Here is a 16,024-nt window from a genome sequence, read left to right on the forward strand (position 1 = left end):
CTGGTCGACAAACGGCGTGCGGGCAGGGTCAAGCATCAGACCAAGGGCGATCATCACCGCGAATGCGAACCAGATCGCCAGCCATGACGTGCCGATGATCCGGCCGATATCGGACAAGGCAATGCCTTCGCCAGCATAGATGCGATAGCGCAGCATTCCGCCGGTCAGCAGCGAAAAGCCGAGCGCATTGGAGATGGCATAGCCGGCGGCGCCGACCGATGCCGACAGGAGCTTGGGGATACGCCCGGGTGCGATCGTCTCCACGGCCACGACATCATAGAAAGCGACGGAGGCAAAACTCACGGCTGTCAGCGCAAGTGCGATCAAGAGGTGCTTGCCGGGAATATTTCTCGCCGATTCCAGCACGTGTTCTACAGAGAGCTCGACCAGGAATCGCTGCAGCACCACCACGGTGATGGCTGTGATGATCACGCCCGCGACGGGCACAGCAAAATGCTGATAGCGGCTCCAGAAGCCAAACATCTGCTGGCGCGCTTCGCGCCCAGTCAGCGTATCGGCCTTGGGATCCGGATTGTCCGGATCAGTCAGCTCAGGCTTCGGCGGCATATGCAGTAGAGTCCCTGATCTTTATCGAAGTTGAAATGTGCTACGGCGCTCTCCATGGCTATTTCATGGCAGCATGAGCGGAATCTAACGAACCATGCGACGCCGGATAAACGCCGCTTCTGTGTCGGCTCTGTGACCGCAACGCGGTTCTATAGAGCCGCTAAGGAATCGAGAGCGAGTAGATGGCACTGGGTCAGCTTGAGCGACGGCTTTTGAGCGCACAGCCAAATGGACGAATATTTCAAAGGGGCAGACCACGAGGAAGGGCAGAGCCGCCGCGCCATACGAGTGCAAAATCTGGCAATGCGCATTCAGGGCTGCTATAAACACTATGCAAGTACCCCCACCGCCTTGTCGGCTTGTTGCATGATTTTGTGCGAAGACGCCGACAAGGCAACTTGTATGTGGCTGCGCCAACCAACCGCTTCTTGCCAAAAGGACTAAACAATGAGCGTCGAGATCGTGCAGTGTTTGAGGACCAGCACTGTTTCGCTCTCATGCAGAACTGCTGATATGCCACGATGCCGGTTCAAGGCCATGATAATTAGATCGCAGCCTTTCTGTTTCGCGACTTCAATGACCGCCACGTGAACTGATTCGTGACGCACATGGACAGTGCTACAATTTACGCCAACTGCTCTGGCGGCGGTGCTCGCCCAGCCGAGGACCGCAGCTGCTGTGACCTCGGCATGCCTATCATAGGTGTCCAGAGTGTCCTTTACACGCATCGGCTCGACGATCGAGGCGTGAAAGGGCTGAGAGACGGTGACCACCGTGATCAGCGCGCCGATTTCTTTGGCAATCTCAACAGCTTTAGCAACGGTGGCTTGTGCTAGGTCCGAGCCATCGGTCGGGACTAAAATATGCTTGTACATGGCATCACCTCAGTGGGATCACTTGCCGAAATTTGCCGCCCTTGGACTGCCGTGGAGGCTCCTCGGCACGCGCTACGACAATCTGACCGGGACAGTGTTCAGCGAGCTGTGGCTCGATACCCAAAGCGGCGTAGCTGGGACCGACCTTTGCCTTGAATGCTTGGGCATTCGATCGTACTCGCCTTCCGGCACCCCTTCGCCGGAAAGCGCCAGTAACACCGGATTGATGTGCAAACGGCGGCTCTCCTGTTCGCTCGCAAGCAGCGCTGCAATGTTTGCGTAGGGCGCGAGGAGCACTTGCCGGAACTGGTTGAGTCTATCCACAACCTCTGACAAGGGCATGTGAACCGACGAAACGTCGAGCCGTCGCCCTCGGCTCTTCTTCAGGCGCGCTGCGGCCACCGCGGAGGCGAAGTGGCCACCGGTTACCATGACCATCGCCATGCGCCCTCGGCAGGCCACGATTCGAATGAAATCCCCCGCACCGAGCCAGGCGGTCAGCATCCGAAGCGCCATCGCGCTAGTGACGGCCATGCTCCGGTCATCGACCACGAAAACGCCACGCGTCCCCGTCGTGCCCGATGTCGTCAGCAGGGTGTATTTGTCGAGGAAGCGCTCGCCGATAAGCGTCGTCTGCGAACGCTTGCGCCCGTTCCAGAGTTATCTGTCGATCGACACACCAGTCATCGAAGCAAGCCATTAACGTCTTCTTGTCGGTAACAGGAAGCTCCTCGGCGCGTTCGACCAGATCCGGCAGATCACGATACAGCTCACGGTAGTACGGTAAGTTGGCGCGGGCGTGGGTGACCATGTCGGCGAGACGGGCGCGCTGTCGTTGCGCGATTGCGCTGACGCCCTTCCTTCGTGTGCGCCAGGCGTCCCAGATCGGGCCTATCAGATGCTCGGGCATGATCGTTCCCAGGTTCACACACCTTCAGCCACCTGCTACACGTACATCCTGTAGCCACTACAGGAGCAACCCCCGATGATCGCGATCGGAGCCTTATCCCGACGCACAGGCGTCAATATCGAGACGATCCGCTACTACGAGCGGATTAGGCTAATACCTCCGCCGGGCCGTACAGACAGTGGGCGGCGACTTTACGGAGCAGAGGACGTGCGCCGACTGACCTTTATTCGCCATGCGAGGGACCTCGGTTTCGACACCGCGGCGATCAAGGCGATGCTCGCTCTGCAGGAGGTGCCAGAAGCGTCCTGCGAAGAGGTGAGCCGGATCGCTGCCGATCAGCTTGCGGCCGTCGAGAGTCGGATTCGTCGCCTGGCCGGGCTCCGGACCGAGCTCACACGGATGATCAACGAGTGCGACAACGGAGAGGTTGCGACCTGCCGAATCATCGAAGTTCTCGCCGAGGCCCCCGGACAGACGGTCGACCATTGACTGTCGCGGCGCTCAAGACGCTACTTTAACAGAGGCCCCACGTTTCAGCACGGACGGACCGCCCGGTAGAGCGAGATCGAGCCACTGGCCGTGTGGAGTTCGCCACCGGTTCCCAAGGTGGCGTAGATAGAGGCAAGTGCGGCGACCTTCTCGTCTATCGGCACTTGATGAACATTAAGCTGGACACGATTTCTGTCGGGCGTCGCCCATCCAGCAATTCCGCCGTTTGCCGCGCGAACCCGTTGCGGACGTCCGCCCGGAAGCCACCGGCGGCGAGTCGTATTCGTGCACGGGCCAGCACCGCCGGGTCGGGATCAATGCCAATAAGCATCGCCAATGGCTCCGTTTGCCCAAGACGCACGAGAAGCGAGCCAGTGCCGCAGCCCACATCCAGGATAGTGTCAACCGGGCTCGGTTTCACCTGGGATAAGAATGCGGTATCCATCCGGCGTGTCGCGCCTTGTTCGGGTGATGAACGAGTGGTCTTAAGCGTGCTCTTATGAGCACACTTAGGAGCAGTTGATGGGTCAGATCACGTTGCTCACAGGCCCCGAACGTCGGCGGCGGTGGAACGAGGAGGAACGGCGCCAGATTTTGGAGGAGGCGTTTTCGCCCGGAGCCTGTGTGACGCAGGTGGCGCAGCGGCATGACGTTTCGACGGCGCTGATCTACACTTGGCGTCGCAAGCTGTGCGAACACGTCCCGGACCCGTGCCTTACAGAGGCGGTGGTTGTCGATGAAGACGTCGGCCATCCACTGGAGCACCGGCCGGCTATTGTCGTGGAGCTGGTAAAGCGCGGCCGGGTGAGCATCTTCGCGGGAGCGACGCCCACGCTGGTTACGGCAGTGGTAAAGGCACTGCGGTGATCCCGTCGGGCGCGCGGGTGTGGCTGTCGATGGGCCACACCGATATGAGGAAGGGCATGCAGGGCCTGGCTTTGCTGGTGCAGCAGCACCTGAAGCGCGATCCCCAATTATGTGTCGGTCGTAAATATGTGGCGGCGCTGTCGCGAAGCGGTTAATTCCGCGGTGATCGCGAGCTTTGCCGCCACATAATATCTCATCACTTTCTCCTTCGGGCTCAGGATTTCCCTGGCAAGCCCGTGATGGAGAGAGTGTAATGTTGGAGCTTTATTTCAAATATCCGAGTGTGCTCAGACGTCTTCGCAGCGGGGTGCTTGGTGAAGAGATGGACCGCATTGCGGCGCATTTCTCCCAGATTGGTTACAAGCACACCTCGGCCAAGGCCTATATCAGTCGGCTTGCCAGATTCAGCGATTTCGCGGCCCGCAATGCCAGAACGGCGACGATCGAACAGGATATAATCGATCGCTTCGTGCACAGCCTCCGGACAGCAACACCACGTATAGCGGCGCGAACGGCGATCGAGCACGCACGCCGGGTCGCGCCAGAACGGTTTTCAACTCCGCGTCGCCACACAACTCCGATTCCTGATGGCCCGCTGCTTGCCGCCTACCTGGATCATCTGCGCCACGTGCGTGGCCTGGAGCCGAAGACCTGCGAGGGGCTTCTAACGAGCGCACGCCGGATCCTCACTTGGCTCAACGACCACCTGCCTGACCAGCCTCTTGCCGCGTTGACGGGCGAGCACGTGCTCGGCCTCGTGCAACACCTCCTGTCGCTGTCGACTAACGATTACACCCGGTCCTCGACAACCTCGTATGCCCGCACATTTCTGCGCTTCATGCGATGGGCCGGCCTCAACGACCGGGATCTTGCCCGGTTTGTTCCTCGAACCCCTTGCTGGCGGCTGGCGCACCTGCCACCGCGGCTTCCATGGGAAGACATTCAGCGCACCATCGACGCGATCGACGTGACCATGCCTTCAGGCGTGCGGGACCGCGCGCTTCTGCTCATGCTCGCCACAACCGGTCTGCGCAACAAAGAGATACGGATGCTCGAACTCCAGGATATCCGCTGGCGCACCGCCGAAGTACTTGTGCGGCGGACCAAGGGGAAGCGCGATCGGGTCGTGCCGCTCCTGCACGAAGCAGGCGCGGCGCTTGCCGATTATGTGCTGCATGCCAGGCCGAAGATCGACAGTCAGCGGGTTTTTCTGTCCTACGTTCCGCCAGTGAGGCCGTTCAAGTGCCCCGCCTCTATTTCGAGGATCGTCCGTTCCCGATTGGAACGATGCGGGATTGAGCTCTCCGGCGTCGCCGGCGCCCATCTGTTGCGCCATAGCCTGGCGACGCAGCTCGTCAAGCAACGGCGCCCGATCAACGAGGTCGCCGACCTGCTGGGCCATCGCAGCATCGACACAACCGCCATCTACGTGAAGGTGGCGCTGCCGCAGCTATCCGACGTTGCTCTGCCATTTCCGGGAGGCGCGTCATGAGCGCCTTCGCCAAGATACTGGCCGAGAAGGTCGAGAGCTACATCGAGCTTCGTCGCTCGCTCGGCTACTCGTTCAAGAAGCAGGCCGCCACATTGCGTGCTTTGGCGCGGTTTGTGGAGACCGAGCACCTGGACGGCCCGCTCACCCAAGGCATGGCGCTTAACTTCGTCCTGTCGATTGAGGGCGCAGCCAACGGTCGGGCCATTCGTCATGGAGTGCTCCGCCGTTTTTGCGAGTATCTCGCCGTCTACGACGCCAGGACTGAAGCGCTCGATCCTCGCGCGTTTCCCAGATCCCGCGCCATTCCGCCACCGCGTATCTTGAGCGATGAGGAACTTGTATCGCTCATGTTGGCGTGCAGGCGTATTTCGCCGCAGTATCCCGAGCGGAGCGTGGTGTTGACAATGCTAGTCGGATTGCTGGCGAGCACCGGCTTACGTTCCGGCGAAGGGCTCCGCCTCGATCGCGCCGACGTCGACCTCGTCAGCGGAGTTCTTCACATCAGACAGACCAAGTTTCGCAAGGATCGCCTGATCCCAGTTCATGTCACGACACTGGCAGCACTGCGCCAGTACGCACGGCTTCGTGATATGGCATTTCCGACGCCAAAGGATTCCGCGTTTTTCTCAGCTCGCGCGGCAACCGGCTGTCGAAGACAGGGCTCGCTCTGGCTTTCGGCGCAGCCTGCAAGCTGGCCGGTCTCACCTGTGACAAGGCCTTAAGACCGCATGATCTGCGGCATCGTTTCGCCGTCACACGGCTCGCCGCATGGCATCGAGAGAACGCCGACGTGCAGGCGCTGCTGCCCTTGTTGGCGACCTATCTTGGCCACGCCCACTACACCGATACTGCCTACTATGTGACTGGCACGGCGGATTTGCTTGGCATGGCGGCCGACCGCGCGTTGGCCCATGGAGGCGCCTCATGAGCGTACATCTCTCGCTCGCGCCGCTGCTGGAGTCGTTCTTCCGCAACCGGCTGACCAAGCAAAGGAACGCAAGTCCCTCAACCATCGCCAGCTACCGCGACGCCTTGCGTATGTTGGTGCTCTTCGCCGCCGAACGCACCGGGCGCAAGCCGTACGCATTGGCCATCGAGGATTTCGATCGGGACCTTATTCTCGCTTTTCTGGATGAGCTTGAAGAGAAGCGGAAGAACACGATCCAGACACGCAATGCGCGCCTGACAGCGATCCGGTCGTTCTTCCATCACGTGGCGGCGAACGATCCCGCATCATTGGGCATCGCCCAACGCATCCTCGCTATCCCGGTTAAGAGATCGCACATTGAGATGATGCATCACCTCTCGCGACGAGAAGTTGATGCTCTTATCGATGCGCCGGATCAGCAAACGCCGCGCGGCCGGCGTGACCGGGTGCTGTTGCTTTTCCTGGCGCGCACCGGCGCTCGCGTTTCGGAGGCACTCGGCGCCAATGCGTGCGATCTTCAACTGGATCGCCCGCGACCACAGGTGCTCCTGCGCGGCAAGGGCCGCAAGGAACGGGTCGTGCCGATCCCGGACGACCTCGTCAAAGCGTTGAGGGCGTTGATGACCGAGCGTGGAGTCAACCACCAGGAAGCGCGTCCGCTCTTCGTCGGTACCCATGAGATGCGTCTCACGCGTTTCGGTGCGACGCACATCGTGCGGCGGGCCGTCGCCATAGCCACGTTGACGCGGCCGGAACTGGCGCGCAAATCCATCTCGCCTCATGTTCTTCGACACTCGCTCGCGATGACGCTACTGCAGTCCGGGGTGGACCTTCTGACCATCCAAGCCTGGCTGGGGCATTCGCAAGTTGCCACCACGCATCGCTACGCCACTGCGGACGTCGAGATGATGCGGCGAGGATTGGACAAGGCGGGCGTTTCCGGCAAGCACGCCGCCCGCTTCAAACCCAAGGATGCAGTGTTGCAATTGCTGGAGCGCATCTGAATATTATGTGGCGGCAAAGCTCGCGATCACCGCGGAATTAACCGCTTCGGGACAGCGCCGCCACATATTTACGACCGACACATAAGAACGGATCGGCGCCCATCGTCTCGCGCACCAGCGCGGCCAGCCCCTCCGCGCCCTTGCGGAAGTCCACCGGCTTTGTCGCCACCATAACCTTGACCGCACCCGTCGGCCCGATCACGTCGTTGCCTTAAGCGCGCGGATTACAGCAGCCACCGTCTTGGTATCGGCGCCACGGCCAACGCGCATGGCGACACCGTCGATCTCGAGCTCGATCACGCCAGCGTCGCGGACCGCCTTCTGCTTCCGTGGTCGTCCTGGGCGCTGCGCCACCGGTTCCGGCAAGGACGCTCCAACCACCGCAGGAACGAACAGGGATTCTGATGCCGTCGCCTCCGCCGAGGACTGACGCGCAGCCCGGCGCCAGGCAAACAGTTGCTGCGGGGAAAGCGCATATCGGCGAGCGACAGCACAAAATCGCCAGCCACGTAGCTCTCCGCAACGATCCGCGCCTTCTCCTCTGGAGGCCATTCGCGTCGCCGGCCGGAGCCCGTGAACACCTCGAACCGGCGCACCGGCTCCAAGTCGTTCGACTTAAGCGTAAGCTCTGAAATCGTCATATGTCGAAGCCCTCAAAGGCTCCGAACATCGTCCTTCACGCCGACCTCCGAAAGGTGCCGTCGGAACATCGCTTACAGAGGAACGTCAAGCCCGCGCTTGATCCTGCCGCCGTTCGGCGCCGTCAAAATGTGCGTTTTCTGCGGCGCGTCGAAGGCTTGATCCTCAGCGCAACATTGATTGGAGACTTTTGGTGCCGATCGCTAGGATATTGATATGAAAAACAATATCGCAAAGATCCTGAAGGCGCAGGGCATCCTCCAAAAGGATTTTGCTAAACATATCGGCATTCACACGACCAATTTGAACAGATTGGCCATGGGCAAGGCGGGCCCCAGGGACAAGGACCGTTATCAGCAAATCGCCGACAGGCTGGGTGTCCCTCTGTCACATCTGTTTACGCTGGACGAAGACGATATCGGCGCAGTCCAGCCGGACGACGCTCGCTCCCATTACGTGCCTTTCGCCGGACCTGCGCAGGCGGGTGTCTTCGTAGAGGTAGGCTGCGTTCCAGCCATGGGCAGCATTGCGTCGCCATCGCACGGGACCCTCGTTATCGGCGAGCAAAGCAATTCGTCTGGCTTGTCCTGGATGATTCGATGAACAAAGCCGGCATCCACAACGGGATGTGGGTGCTCGGCGTCGACTATTGGGATTTCGAGAAATACTATCGGCCGATCGAGTCTGGGGACATCGTCGTGGTGGAGCGCCTTCGGTCCGGAGGCCGGGAGCGCGAGCGGACCATCAAGCGCTATCGGGAAGAGAAAGGCGGCGTTGCGCTGATCCCCGAGTCGACAAACGCGCATCACGAGGGCTTATCCGCCCGGCGGAACGGTGTCGTTGGAGGCGAGGAAATTCGAATTGTCGGATATGTAAGTCTATCCTGCACCCTGGCTTTGTTCGAGTAGATCAGTGGCTGCTCACCGAAGCCCAAGCGCAGACACGTCGTTCACGCAGCGGTCGCCGCGCGCCGCCGCTAGTCGCCGCAGAACCGGGTGACGATGAGGTCGCAGGCTGCAAAATGACAACACCGCCCGCCAGCTGCCAGCGCGATGTTTTAATGGCTGGCCTGCTCTTTGCGGCGTTGCCGCTGATCATACAATGGCGCTCTATTGCATGAGCACAGTTTGCGAGGGCCGCTGGTTGAAGGCGCATTTGCCCGTCACGGTGTAGAAGAAGTCGGCACCGGTGATAGGTTCCGGCAAGGGGAGCGAGCCGCCATCTTCCCAAGCCTGCGTGCTCGTCTGGCCGCAAGGCACCGCGGTGAAGATGTCGATGGGCTGGCCGAGCGGCATTTCAACAGCAGTGGCCTCGGTTGCACCAATGAACAGGTAGTTCGACGTGGCTGGATCGTCCGATTTCAGCACTTTTCGCGAAGCCGACGGAACGTCCATCTCCAGGTAAAGGCCGCTCATCTGACTGACGTCGATCACCGCGCCGCTGCCGTTCGGGGGCGTGGTGGTGCATGTGGTCAGGTAGTTCGTGCCGTTGCCGCTCGTCTGCTGGATCGACCCGGCCGGCGCGTTTTTGAAATTCGTCACCGTGCTGGTCGAGCACACTTGCTGCTGGACCTGAGTCAGCTTTGTCCCACTGACAGTCGACACAGTAGTCGTGCCGTAGCCCTTGGGATCGCCGTAGCCATTGTAGGTATAGCTGATTTGCATCAGCTTGTGTGCGGTTGTCTGGCCAAATGGCGTGCCATAGAGATAGATGGTCTTGTTCCACCACCCCGACGCCTTGTCGACCTTGAAGGTGGCCTGCACCAACGCCGACGTCTTGCGCACCACCGACGCGACCCCGAGCTGCACCGTGCTGATGTGGGCGATCTGCATGAAATTGGTCGGCATGGCAAAACTGGCTGACGTGTTGGCGGTGGCGGTACCATCGGCTGCGACCACGAAGCTGTTGAGCGTCACCGTGCCCTGTCCGCTGTTGGCTACGAACTGATCCTGCAGCGACTGCTGACGAGTCGCCAGGGTTGTCGTTGTCGGCAGCGTCATGATCCCGAGGGTCGCTGCATCCAGCGCGTCCTGCATGTTGCTTTTGTCCGCGACCCCGGAGGTGTAGTCCACTGCCAAGCCGACGGCGGTGACCATCGGGATCATCGCGATGGCGACTATGGGTATGAAGGAACCACTCTGCGAACTGAGAAACTTGCCTGAAAGCAGCAGCATTTTTGACCCCCGCCATAGAAATATTTCACCCGGCTAACATGCAGGTCGCAAATTATGCTCTAATGCGTTCGTTCAAAGTTTAATGGGTTTACGTATCGCCTGCGCGACGCCTGGAACGCGTGATGTCTGACGGGGCTGTGCAGGATCAGATTCCGGAATGTCCGATCATCGATGCGCGGTTCGAGATGCGGCCCATACAGCCGCAGAGTGGGGCAAAACCGATCTGCTGGTGGCGATTGTTAGGGCTGCGTTTACCAATAGGGATCACCCTCATCGCGCGGCGTAGTTGCAGTACCGCACTTTCAGGCAACACGGCCCGTCGCCCTCCGAAACCCCTCAGGGCGACGGGCTTTTGGCGTTCTGATTCCGCAACCATTCTCCCGGCCGCACGTTGTACCCAAACTCAGGCTCGCCCCACTCTATTTCTGCCGCTGGTACGCGAGGCGTACCCAAACTCCTACGCGAGAGCAATGCACCTGCGACCTGAAAGCCAGGGGCGTCGCTGTACAATGGCACTTGGGTAAAAAACGCCACGGCCTGCAGGCAATCAGTCCGAGCAGAACACGACCGATGCGAGATCACCGTACTGTCGCTCGATGGGGACGCGAGACACGATGACCTCCTCAGCGAACTGCAAAAGGCTGGCGACAATCCTGCGGGTCTTTCGGCATTCCTGCAAAAAGCTGGCCACAAAAGCGATGATTACCAATCGCACTCAATCGACGCGAACTCGTTGAGGCACTCGCCGAAATGCCGCCGATCATCAAAAGTGTCGATAACTTCGCACGGCTTCGCACCAATGGGGCCACTGATAACGGGAACGGATGTGGGGTAAGTCAGGGAACGCGTGTCGCAGCGGCCCGTCGACGAACTGGCTGAAGACGAAATGCTATGCAGTCGACGAATATGAACTGCTTGGCGTCGAGCTTGAGATAGGCAAGCCGTCTTTCGCCCTGATGGCCGATCGCGCGGTACTGCGCTATGTCGGATCGGCCTTAGTCACCATGAACCGTGTGAAAATCCGTGAACTGCTATGGAAGCGGGTACAGGACCATGTGGGCATGGCGCTAAAGGGCATGAAGCGACCGGCGACGCAATGACATGGAGTGACGAGCCAGTTTCCCTCAGGCTCCCCTCCAATTCTCCACCGGGTATAGCCGAGGGGCACAGGTACTCAGTGGCCCCCTAATGATCAGGGAGCAGCTTGCCTTCCTCAGCAGCGTCAACGAACGCCTTACGGAAATCCTCAGGCGTCATCTCCTCGGCGAAACAGGAATACAGACCTGCACAGCTCGGTGCCACAGAGGGCCGCGATTGGGCCACTCCATGAGCTCCCGAGCTGAACCTCGACGTTGTTGCAGTTGTACGTGACGCCGGGTTTGCTGGTCCTTACGCGGACAAGGGAGAACCAATGGAGAGCATCAGCGTTGCCTCACGATTTAGTGAAAGATCGATCTCGATCTACGCTCCCTGTCCAGAGAATTCATAAGGTCGACCAGATCATTGGCATCTTCAAATTCAAGCCCAATGGTTGGCTCATCTCCAACGATCACGTGCAGTCCTGAGAACACGTCGAAGATCGTCCACGTCCCGTCAATCTCTCTCCGTATTTTGAACCTCTGAGTGTCCATGAGGGTGAACCTACCTGCGGGGCCCCACTATCTCGACAGCTAGACGATTTAGCAACTTGACCAGTTTGTCGGCTCTCTTCTTGTCCATGCCGCGCGCCGGTTCCACTCTTGGTCACGGCACTTTGCTCTGCCGGAGAGGATAATAATGGCTCTGTTCATACATCCGAACTCTGCGTTGATGACATAACCACATGTAGGCTTGCCAGTATCGAGACGGAACCCGGCGGCGCTTGCCGCCGGGGCACGCGGCTCCCGACGCAAGCCAATTGAAGTGTCGGGAACACTATCGCTCGCGCACAAAACCGACCGCCAGAAGCATCCGCGATATGATAACTTACCAGCGAAATACGGAATGGCACGCAGCGCAAATATTGAACGCTATGCCAGTATGCGTCCGCATGCTATAGGGATCATTGTAAAGCTGCCGGTTACTCGGGAGTGAACAGGACATAGCTAAGATCCTGTGAGTCGACGGCCAGATACGATCAAGGCTAGGGCTCGAGCCCCCAACGGAGTTGAGCTTAAGGGCGGTTTCGACATGTTGGCTGACGATATCTGCACGGAGGGATACTACTGCGCTAGTACCGATCAAGTTTTCCGGCGTGCGGGCGAGACTATTGCGCGGGCGGCCCGCTTCAGAGTAGACAAAGAGGTTCTATTCGCCGCTTCATTCATCTCATCTACCATGCCATCTTCCTTGGTCCGAGGCCTTCCTCTTTGCCGGCTACCTTATCCGGACACGTGGTTTGAATATTGCGGAGCCGATTTGGCCCGAGCACTTGATCGGGACAATGAAGCTCCTCACCGAATTGGTCTGCTTTGCGAATCACAACCCAGCACGCCGCTTGAGCTGACCGTCTCCCTCTTTTGGCAACACAAGCGCAAGGACGCGAAGCCTGAGCTCAGCCCGTTTTCCATGGCCATCGATCTGAGGCCTGAGTTGGACATTAGCGCTAGTCTTAAAAGCGGTTCGCCAACGCCAGCCGCACCGGTAGACGTGCTAAGAAAGCAGCTCCTCGCCAGCAATCAGCCACGCGATCGTGCTATTGGACAGGATATAGATGAAGTCCATGCAACGTTCTCGCTTCGTAAACGAGTATTGTTTAATCTATCCCGTTATGGAGACTTAGCGAAGCCGCCGAGCAAATACCTGAGTGGTTGGCTTAACAACAAACAACGGTCCGGAGGGATGGCAGAAGCCGGATTGTTTTTGGGTATTCTTATGCTCATCAACACCCGTAATGGAACAAGACAAGAGCCGTGCGATCTAGGCAAACTCAACGCAGCACGCGCCAAGCGGCGATCATTTCCGCTCCTTGACTATTCAACTATCACGCTTCACCTGGATCGTCATTCGCGCGAGTTTCCTCGCGCCGGGGACTCCCATGCAGATCTGGAAGCACATCTGGTGCGAGGGCATTTCAAAGTTCGACGCACCGGAATTTTTTGGTGGTCGCCACATGTTCGCGGCACATTGGCTGATGTGCCTGGGGTTAGAACCTATCACGTAAAGCGGTAGCGAAAATGACTTGCGGGTGAGAGACCGTGAACTCGTTAAATGCTCATAGCTGAGCTCAATCGCTTCATCGAGACAGGGAAAGCGTTCCAGGGACGTGACCTTCCATTGCGCGGAAAGCGCATGCGTCACGGCGATCTCCGGCTGCCCGCCGAGTGGCTATGGTCGCTCGTTCTTGCAGTTTCGCCAAAATGGTTTCATTCACTTGAGCTTGATTACGGCTCTTACACGTCGGTTCCAGACTGCCATTTATGCAACATCGAGTGTTGCAGCTAAGTTAAAATGTTCCAATCTGGCAAAGTAGGAATGTCGCTCCTGCTTGTGCGCTGACAATCTCCTCGCCATCGTGATTGAGCGCCATCGGATTGCGGTCAGTAAGGAGACGCTGCGCAACAGCGCGGGAGATTGCACCTTGGGAATGGTTCTGACGAGCGAACGTGAGCTGCAGCGCATCGAGGTCTTGTCGAAGGTTGTTGAGCGGCGGATAACGAGCGTTGCGGCTGCAGGCGTGCTTGGCGCACACACGACCAATCGCCCCTATCCACCTTTCGACCCGATGCAGGTGTTTGCCCCGGACGGCGCCGTGCAATCCAAGCCCTTTGCCGGCCAGATCTACGGCGCCAAGGTCGAAAGCGAGATGAGCATCAAGACCGTCGATTTCCACTGGCGCCGGGCATCTGGCTAACCGGACCATCACAATCCAGTTCAGATTCGTCATTGCTCCAATGGCCAGAAGGCGCGCCGCCAACTCGCACAACAACTATTTGAGGGCGCGTTTAGCCCGATAATCATGGTCGGATGCCACAGAATTAGGGGCAACGGAGCGGTTTCGGCCGCAAGGTCGGCAAGCCATCATACCCGCAAATAAAATGCGATCACCCCTTGAACCTCTGGTGCCTAGAGACCCCACCTAAGGTCAGTTCAGCCGGCCCACTGGGTTGCTGCTGCCCGTAGGAACTGAGGAGAAAGAAATGGTAGACGTCGCAAATATTGCTTCTGGGCATGGACTTCTTTGCCCTACCTGCAAGGTCGACCTCGTCATGAGCGACCGCCAAGGCATCGAGATCGATTATTGTCCCAAGTGCCGGGGCGTCTGGCTGGATCGAGGCGAACTCGACAAGATCATCGAAAAGAGTGTTAGCGAAGAAGCCCGACCGAGCCAGAGACAGCCGGCGCCTGGGCAGCCTAATTCATCGCAGGATCGTTACGACAGCGGTCATGGTTCGGGCGGACATGGCGGCGGACATGGTCAAAGTCGCAGGCACGGATCGTTCCTCGGCCGGCTTTTTGACTGACCAGGTCGACTCCATGGCTACAGGGCACGGCTCACGCCACGCCGTGCCCGTCCAATACCAGTGAGGGATTGATCATGGGCGCAGGTCACTCACACGCGGCGGCGGCACCGCCTCCCGGAACAGCTGCTGGACGGCACAAGAGCCGGCTCGCGGGTGCGTTGGCTCTGACCACGACCTTCATGGCGGTCGAGGTCATCGGCGGTCTGTGGACGGGCAGTCTCGCGCTTCTCGCCGATGCTGCGCACATGCTGACCGACGCCGGCGGTTTGGCGCTGGCGCTGATCGCCATTCGTTTCGCCGAACGTCCCGCAACGCCACAGAAGACCTACGGCTATGTCCGCATGGAGGTGCTGTCGGCGCTGACCAATGCCGTTGTTCTCCTCCTGCTGACAATCTACATCTTCTACGAGGCATACAAGCGTTTCCTGAACCCGCCGGAGATCCTGGGCGGGCCGATGCTGGCGGTGGCCCTGGTCGGCCTTGCGGTGAATCTGATCAGCATGAAGCTCCTCTCTGCCGGGTCGTCGGAAAGCCTTAACGTGAAGGGCGCCTACTTCGAGGTACTGAGCGACATGCTCGGGTCGCTCGGCGTTATCGTCGCCGCGGCAATCGTCATGCTTACCGGCTGGACGCTTGCCGACCCGATCATAGGCGCCGGCATCGGGCTTTTCATCATACCGCGCACCTGGATCCTTCTGAGACAGGCGATCCATATCCTGATGGAGGGCACGCCGCCCGAAGTCGACATCACACTGTTGGAGCGCAAGCTGCTGGACATTCCCGGTGTGACCGCCGTCCACGATCTGCACGTCTGGACGATCACCTCCGGCATCGACGCCATGACCTGCCACCTCGTCGTTACTGACATGGCCCAGGCGCGGACGACGCTTGTCAGCGCCCAGGAGACAATGAGGGCGGACTTCGGACTGACCCATACTACAATGCAGATCGAGGATCAGAGACTGCGTGAGGCCGAAGGCGAAGAGGCTGTAGAGGCCACGGCGACCAGATCCTGAAGGTGATTCCCGTCTTTGACGACTGCCAAATATGAGAAATGGAGATTGCATGAGCGGACACAAGCGAGGCTATCGCTCACACGGGGAGGACCGCCACAGCGATGAATTTTCCGAGCGAAGGTTCACGGACGTTCCGGCCCCTGGACGGCCTGCGCCGAGAACGCTCAGGCCGTTCGCCTGGATCGCCGTGCTTATCGGCCTGCTGATTTGGTCGGCCGCCGCCTGGATTGGTTACGTGACGGTTGACGGCCTGCTTGGCTGGGCGGCAAAGAATGCCGGCATCGCAGTCGACAGCGGCAAAGACTTCGCAACCGCGATCGGCGTCGGTAAGGAGCAAGTCGGCGCAGTCGATGCTCTCAATGTCAGCGGCTTGTTGGGCCAAGCCATTGGATGGCTGGGATCAGCCGCGAAGCCGGCGATTGTTATTCTCTGGGGGATCGGCGCCCTTGCCCTTCTCGTCGCGCCCTTGATCCTTTCGAGAACCAGCCGGCTATTCGCGGCCCGCCGCCATTGATCACGATCGGCGCCAAGGTTCTGCAAATCGTGCACCCAAAAGTGTTGAAATCTAACGCTTGGTACCGGACTCGCAGGCCTGTTTTGCTGTGGAAATTGGTCGTTCCC

Annotated in this window: 21 protein-coding genes and 1 pseudogene; 15 read left to right on the top strand and 7 right to left on the bottom strand. The window is 59.4% G+C overall.

The features are described 5' to 3' along the window. The 4 genes from FFS37_RS36050 to FFS37_RS36060 all read right to left on the bottom strand — a co-directional run. Window positions 1–567: lysylphosphatidylglycerol synthase transmembrane domain-containing protein (locus FFS37_RS36050; protein WP_210240502.1), on the bottom strand; the 567-nt coding region annotated here is incomplete at its 3' end. Between the two features lie 440 nt (window positions 568–1,007). Next, window positions 1,008–1,442, bottom strand: coding sequence for a universal stress protein (locus FFS37_RS31925; protein WP_137934932.1), 435 nt, complete (start codon window positions 1,440–1,442; stop codon window positions 1,008–1,010). Between the two features lie 72 nt (window positions 1,443–1,514). Continuing rightward, entirely contained in the window at window positions 1,515–1,946 is a 432-nt protein-coding gene (locus FFS37_RS36055) for a hypothetical protein (protein ID WP_210240503.1), read from the bottom strand. A gap of 37 nt (window positions 1,947–1,983) precedes the next feature. Then, complete coding sequence (locus FFS37_RS36060; protein WP_210240504.1) at window positions 1,984–2,352, bottom strand: hypothetical protein; 369 nt, start codon at window positions 2,350–2,352, stop codon at window positions 1,984–1,986. Between the two features lie 75 nt (window positions 2,353–2,427). On the opposite strand from FFS37_RS36060, the gene FFS37_RS31935 reads away from it, so the two are divergent. After that, on the top strand, window positions 2,428–2,841 hold the full coding sequence (locus tag FFS37_RS31935; protein ID WP_137934933.1) for a MerR family transcriptional regulator: 414 nt from the start codon (window positions 2,428–2,430) through the stop codon (window positions 2,839–2,841). Window positions 2,842–2,995: 154 nt separating this feature from the next. On the opposite strand, the gene FFS37_RS31940 is transcribed toward FFS37_RS31935, so the two are convergent. After that, complete coding sequence (locus FFS37_RS31940) at window positions 2,996–3,286, bottom strand: class I SAM-dependent methyltransferase (protein WP_137934934.1); 291 nt, start codon at window positions 3,284–3,286, stop codon at window positions 2,996–2,998. A 77-nt stretch (window positions 3,287–3,363) separates the two neighbouring features. On the opposite strand from FFS37_RS31940, the gene tnpA reads away from it, so the two are divergent. The 6 genes from tnpA to FFS37_RS31965 all read left to right on the top strand — a co-directional run bounded on the left by tnpA (window position 3,364) and on the right by FFS37_RS31965 (window position 7,132). Beyond that, on the top strand, window positions 3,364–3,708 hold the full coding sequence (gene tnpA, locus FFS37_RS31945) for an IS66-like element accessory protein TnpA (protein ID WP_137934935.1): 345 nt from the start codon (window positions 3,364–3,366) through the stop codon (window positions 3,706–3,708). Between the two features lie 17 nt (window positions 3,709–3,725). After that, window positions 3,726–3,863: an IS66 family insertion sequence element accessory protein TnpB gene (tnpB, locus tag FFS37_RS31950; RefSeq protein WP_269750968.1), complete on the top strand. Its 138-nt coding sequence runs from the start codon at window positions 3,726–3,728 to the stop codon at window positions 3,861–3,863. Window positions 3,864–3,961: 98 nt separating this feature from the next. Beyond that, a complete protein-coding gene (locus tag FFS37_RS31955) occupies window positions 3,962–5,200 on the top strand; it encodes a site-specific integrase (protein WP_137934937.1) in 1,239 nt (412 codons plus the stop codon). Then, complete coding sequence (locus tag FFS37_RS36520; RefSeq protein WP_269750965.1) at window positions 5,197–5,922, top strand: site-specific integrase; 726 nt, start codon at window positions 5,197–5,199, stop codon at window positions 5,920–5,922. Before FFS37_RS31955 ends, FFS37_RS36520 begins: the two co-directional genes overlap by 4 nt. Beyond that, window positions 5,868–6,128: a site-specific integrase gene (locus FFS37_RS36525; RefSeq protein ID WP_269750969.1), complete on the top strand. Its 261-nt coding sequence runs from the start codon at window positions 5,868–5,870 to the stop codon at window positions 6,126–6,128. The genes FFS37_RS36520 and FFS37_RS36525 overlap by 55 nt, the downstream gene beginning before the upstream one ends. Further along, window positions 6,125–7,132, top strand: coding sequence for a tyrosine-type recombinase/integrase (locus FFS37_RS31965; RefSeq protein ID WP_137934938.1), 1,008 nt, complete (start codon window positions 6,125–6,127; stop codon window positions 7,130–7,132). The genes FFS37_RS36525 and FFS37_RS31965 overlap by 4 nt, the downstream gene beginning before the upstream one ends. 85 nt (window positions 7,133–7,217) lie before the next feature. On the opposite strand, the pseudogene tnpB (FFS37_RS31970) reads toward FFS37_RS31965, so the two are convergent. Next, window positions 7,218–7,334: pseudogene (gene tnpB, locus FFS37_RS31970) on the bottom strand (IS66 family insertion sequence element accessory protein TnpB); the annotation flags it as partial. Between the two features lie 653 nt (window positions 7,335–7,987). Between tnpB (FFS37_RS31970) and FFS37_RS31980 the strand changes: the two are divergent. Next, the gene (locus tag FFS37_RS31980) at window positions 7,988–8,374 is read left to right on the top strand and encodes a helix-turn-helix transcriptional regulator (RefSeq protein WP_137934940.1); all 387 of its coding nucleotides are present in this window, start codon (window positions 7,988–7,990) and stop codon (window positions 8,372–8,374) included. Next, entirely contained in the window at window positions 8,308–8,679 is a 372-nt protein-coding gene (locus FFS37_RS31985) for a LexA family protein (protein WP_232375857.1), read from the top strand. The genes FFS37_RS31980 and FFS37_RS31985 overlap by 67 nt, the downstream gene beginning before the upstream one ends. A gap of 201 nt (window positions 8,680–8,880) precedes the next feature. Here the strand turns inward: FFS37_RS31985 and FFS37_RS31990 are convergent, their stop codons facing one another. Then, window positions 8,881–9,945 carry a TadE/TadG family type IV pilus assembly protein gene (locus tag FFS37_RS31990; RefSeq protein WP_137934942.1) on the bottom strand — a complete coding sequence of 355 codons (1,065 nt, stop codon included), beginning with the start codon at window positions 9,943–9,945 and terminating at the stop codon, window positions 8,881–8,883. A gap of 824 nt (window positions 9,946–10,769) precedes the next feature. Between FFS37_RS31990 and FFS37_RS31995 the strand changes: the two genes are divergently transcribed. The 6 genes from FFS37_RS31995 to FFS37_RS32030 all read left to right on the top strand — a co-directional run bounded on the left by FFS37_RS31995 (window position 10,770) and on the right by FFS37_RS32030 (window position 15,917). Beyond that, window positions 10,770–11,045, top strand: a complete 276-nt coding sequence (locus FFS37_RS31995; protein ID WP_232375851.1) for a hypothetical protein — start codon at window positions 10,770–10,772, stop codon at window positions 11,043–11,045. A gap of 1,297 nt (window positions 11,046–12,342) precedes the next feature. Next, window positions 12,343–13,095, top strand: a complete 753-nt coding sequence (locus tag FFS37_RS32010) for a hypothetical protein (protein WP_137934944.1) — start codon at window positions 12,343–12,345, stop codon at window positions 13,093–13,095. 316 nt (window positions 13,096–13,411) lie between these two features. Then, on the top strand, window positions 13,412–13,777 hold the full coding sequence (locus FFS37_RS32015) for a hypothetical protein (protein ID WP_137934945.1): 366 nt from the start codon (window positions 13,412–13,414) through the stop codon (window positions 13,775–13,777). A 286-nt stretch (window positions 13,778–14,063) separates the two neighbouring features. Further along, a complete protein-coding gene (locus tag FFS37_RS32020) occupies window positions 14,064–14,387 on the top strand; it encodes a TFIIB-type zinc ribbon-containing protein (protein ID WP_137934946.1) in 324 nt (107 codons plus the stop codon). A gap of 74 nt (window positions 14,388–14,461) precedes the next feature. After that, entirely contained in the window at window positions 14,462–15,403 is a 942-nt protein-coding gene (locus FFS37_RS32025) for a cation diffusion facilitator family transporter (RefSeq protein WP_137934947.1), read from the top strand. A 49-nt stretch (window positions 15,404–15,452) separates the two neighbouring features. Then, on the top strand, window positions 15,453–15,917 hold the full coding sequence (locus FFS37_RS32030; protein ID WP_232375852.1) for a hypothetical protein: 465 nt from the start codon (window positions 15,453–15,455) through the stop codon (window positions 15,915–15,917). Window positions 15,918–16,024: the final 107 nt, after the last annotated feature.

Source organism: Mesorhizobium comanense (genome assembly GCF_005503535.1).
Taxonomy (GTDB): Bacteria; Pseudomonadota; Alphaproteobacteria; order Rhizobiales; family Rhizobiaceae; genus Mesorhizobium; species Mesorhizobium comanense.

Coding starts and splice junctions, on each gene's coding strand:
- FFS37_RS31925 (WP_137934932.1), bottom strand. CDS start 1,442: ATGTACAAGCATATTTTAGTCCCGACCGATGGCTCGGACCTAGCACAA.
- FFS37_RS36055 (WP_210240503.1), bottom strand. CDS start 1,946: ATGCTGACCGCCTGGCTCGGTGCGGGGGATTTCATTCGAATCGTGGCC.
- FFS37_RS36060 (WP_210240504.1), bottom strand. CDS start 2,352: ATGCCCGAGCATCTGATAGGCCCGATCTGGGACGCCTGGCGCACACGA.
- FFS37_RS31935 (WP_137934933.1), top strand. CDS start 2,428: ATGATCGCGATCGGAGCCTTATCCCGACGCACAGGCGTCAATATCGAG.
- FFS37_RS31940 (WP_137934934.1), bottom strand. CDS start 3,286: ATGGATACCGCATTCTTATCCCAGGTGAAACCGAGCCCGGTTGACACT.
- tnpA (WP_137934935.1), top strand. CDS start 3,364: ATGGGTCAGATCACGTTGCTCACAGGCCCCGAACGTCGGCGGCGGTGG.
- FFS37_RS31955 (WP_137934937.1), top strand. CDS start 3,962: ATGTTGGAGCTTTATTTCAAATATCCGAGTGTGCTCAGACGTCTTCGC.
- FFS37_RS36520 (WP_269750965.1), top strand. CDS start 5,197: ATGAGCGCCTTCGCCAAGATACTGGCCGAGAAGGTCGAGAGCTACATC.
- FFS37_RS31965 (WP_137934938.1), top strand. CDS start 6,125: ATGAGCGTACATCTCTCGCTCGCGCCGCTGCTGGAGTCGTTCTTCCGC.
- FFS37_RS31980 (WP_137934940.1), top strand. CDS start 7,988: ATGAAAAACAATATCGCAAAGATCCTGAAGGCGCAGGGCATCCTCCAA.
- FFS37_RS31990 (WP_137934942.1), bottom strand. CDS start 9,945: ATGCTGCTGCTTTCAGGCAAGTTTCTCAGTTCGCAGAGTGGTTCCTTC.
- FFS37_RS31995 (WP_232375851.1), top strand. CDS start 10,770: ATGTGGGGTAAGTCAGGGAACGCGTGTCGCAGCGGCCCGTCGACGAAC.
- FFS37_RS32020 (WP_137934946.1), top strand. CDS start 14,064: ATGGTAGACGTCGCAAATATTGCTTCTGGGCATGGACTTCTTTGCCCT.
- FFS37_RS32025 (WP_137934947.1), top strand. CDS start 14,462: ATGGGCGCAGGTCACTCACACGCGGCGGCGGCACCGCCTCCCGGAACA.
- FFS37_RS32030 (WP_232375852.1), top strand. CDS start 15,453: ATGAGCGGACACAAGCGAGGCTATCGCTCACACGGGGAGGACCGCCAC.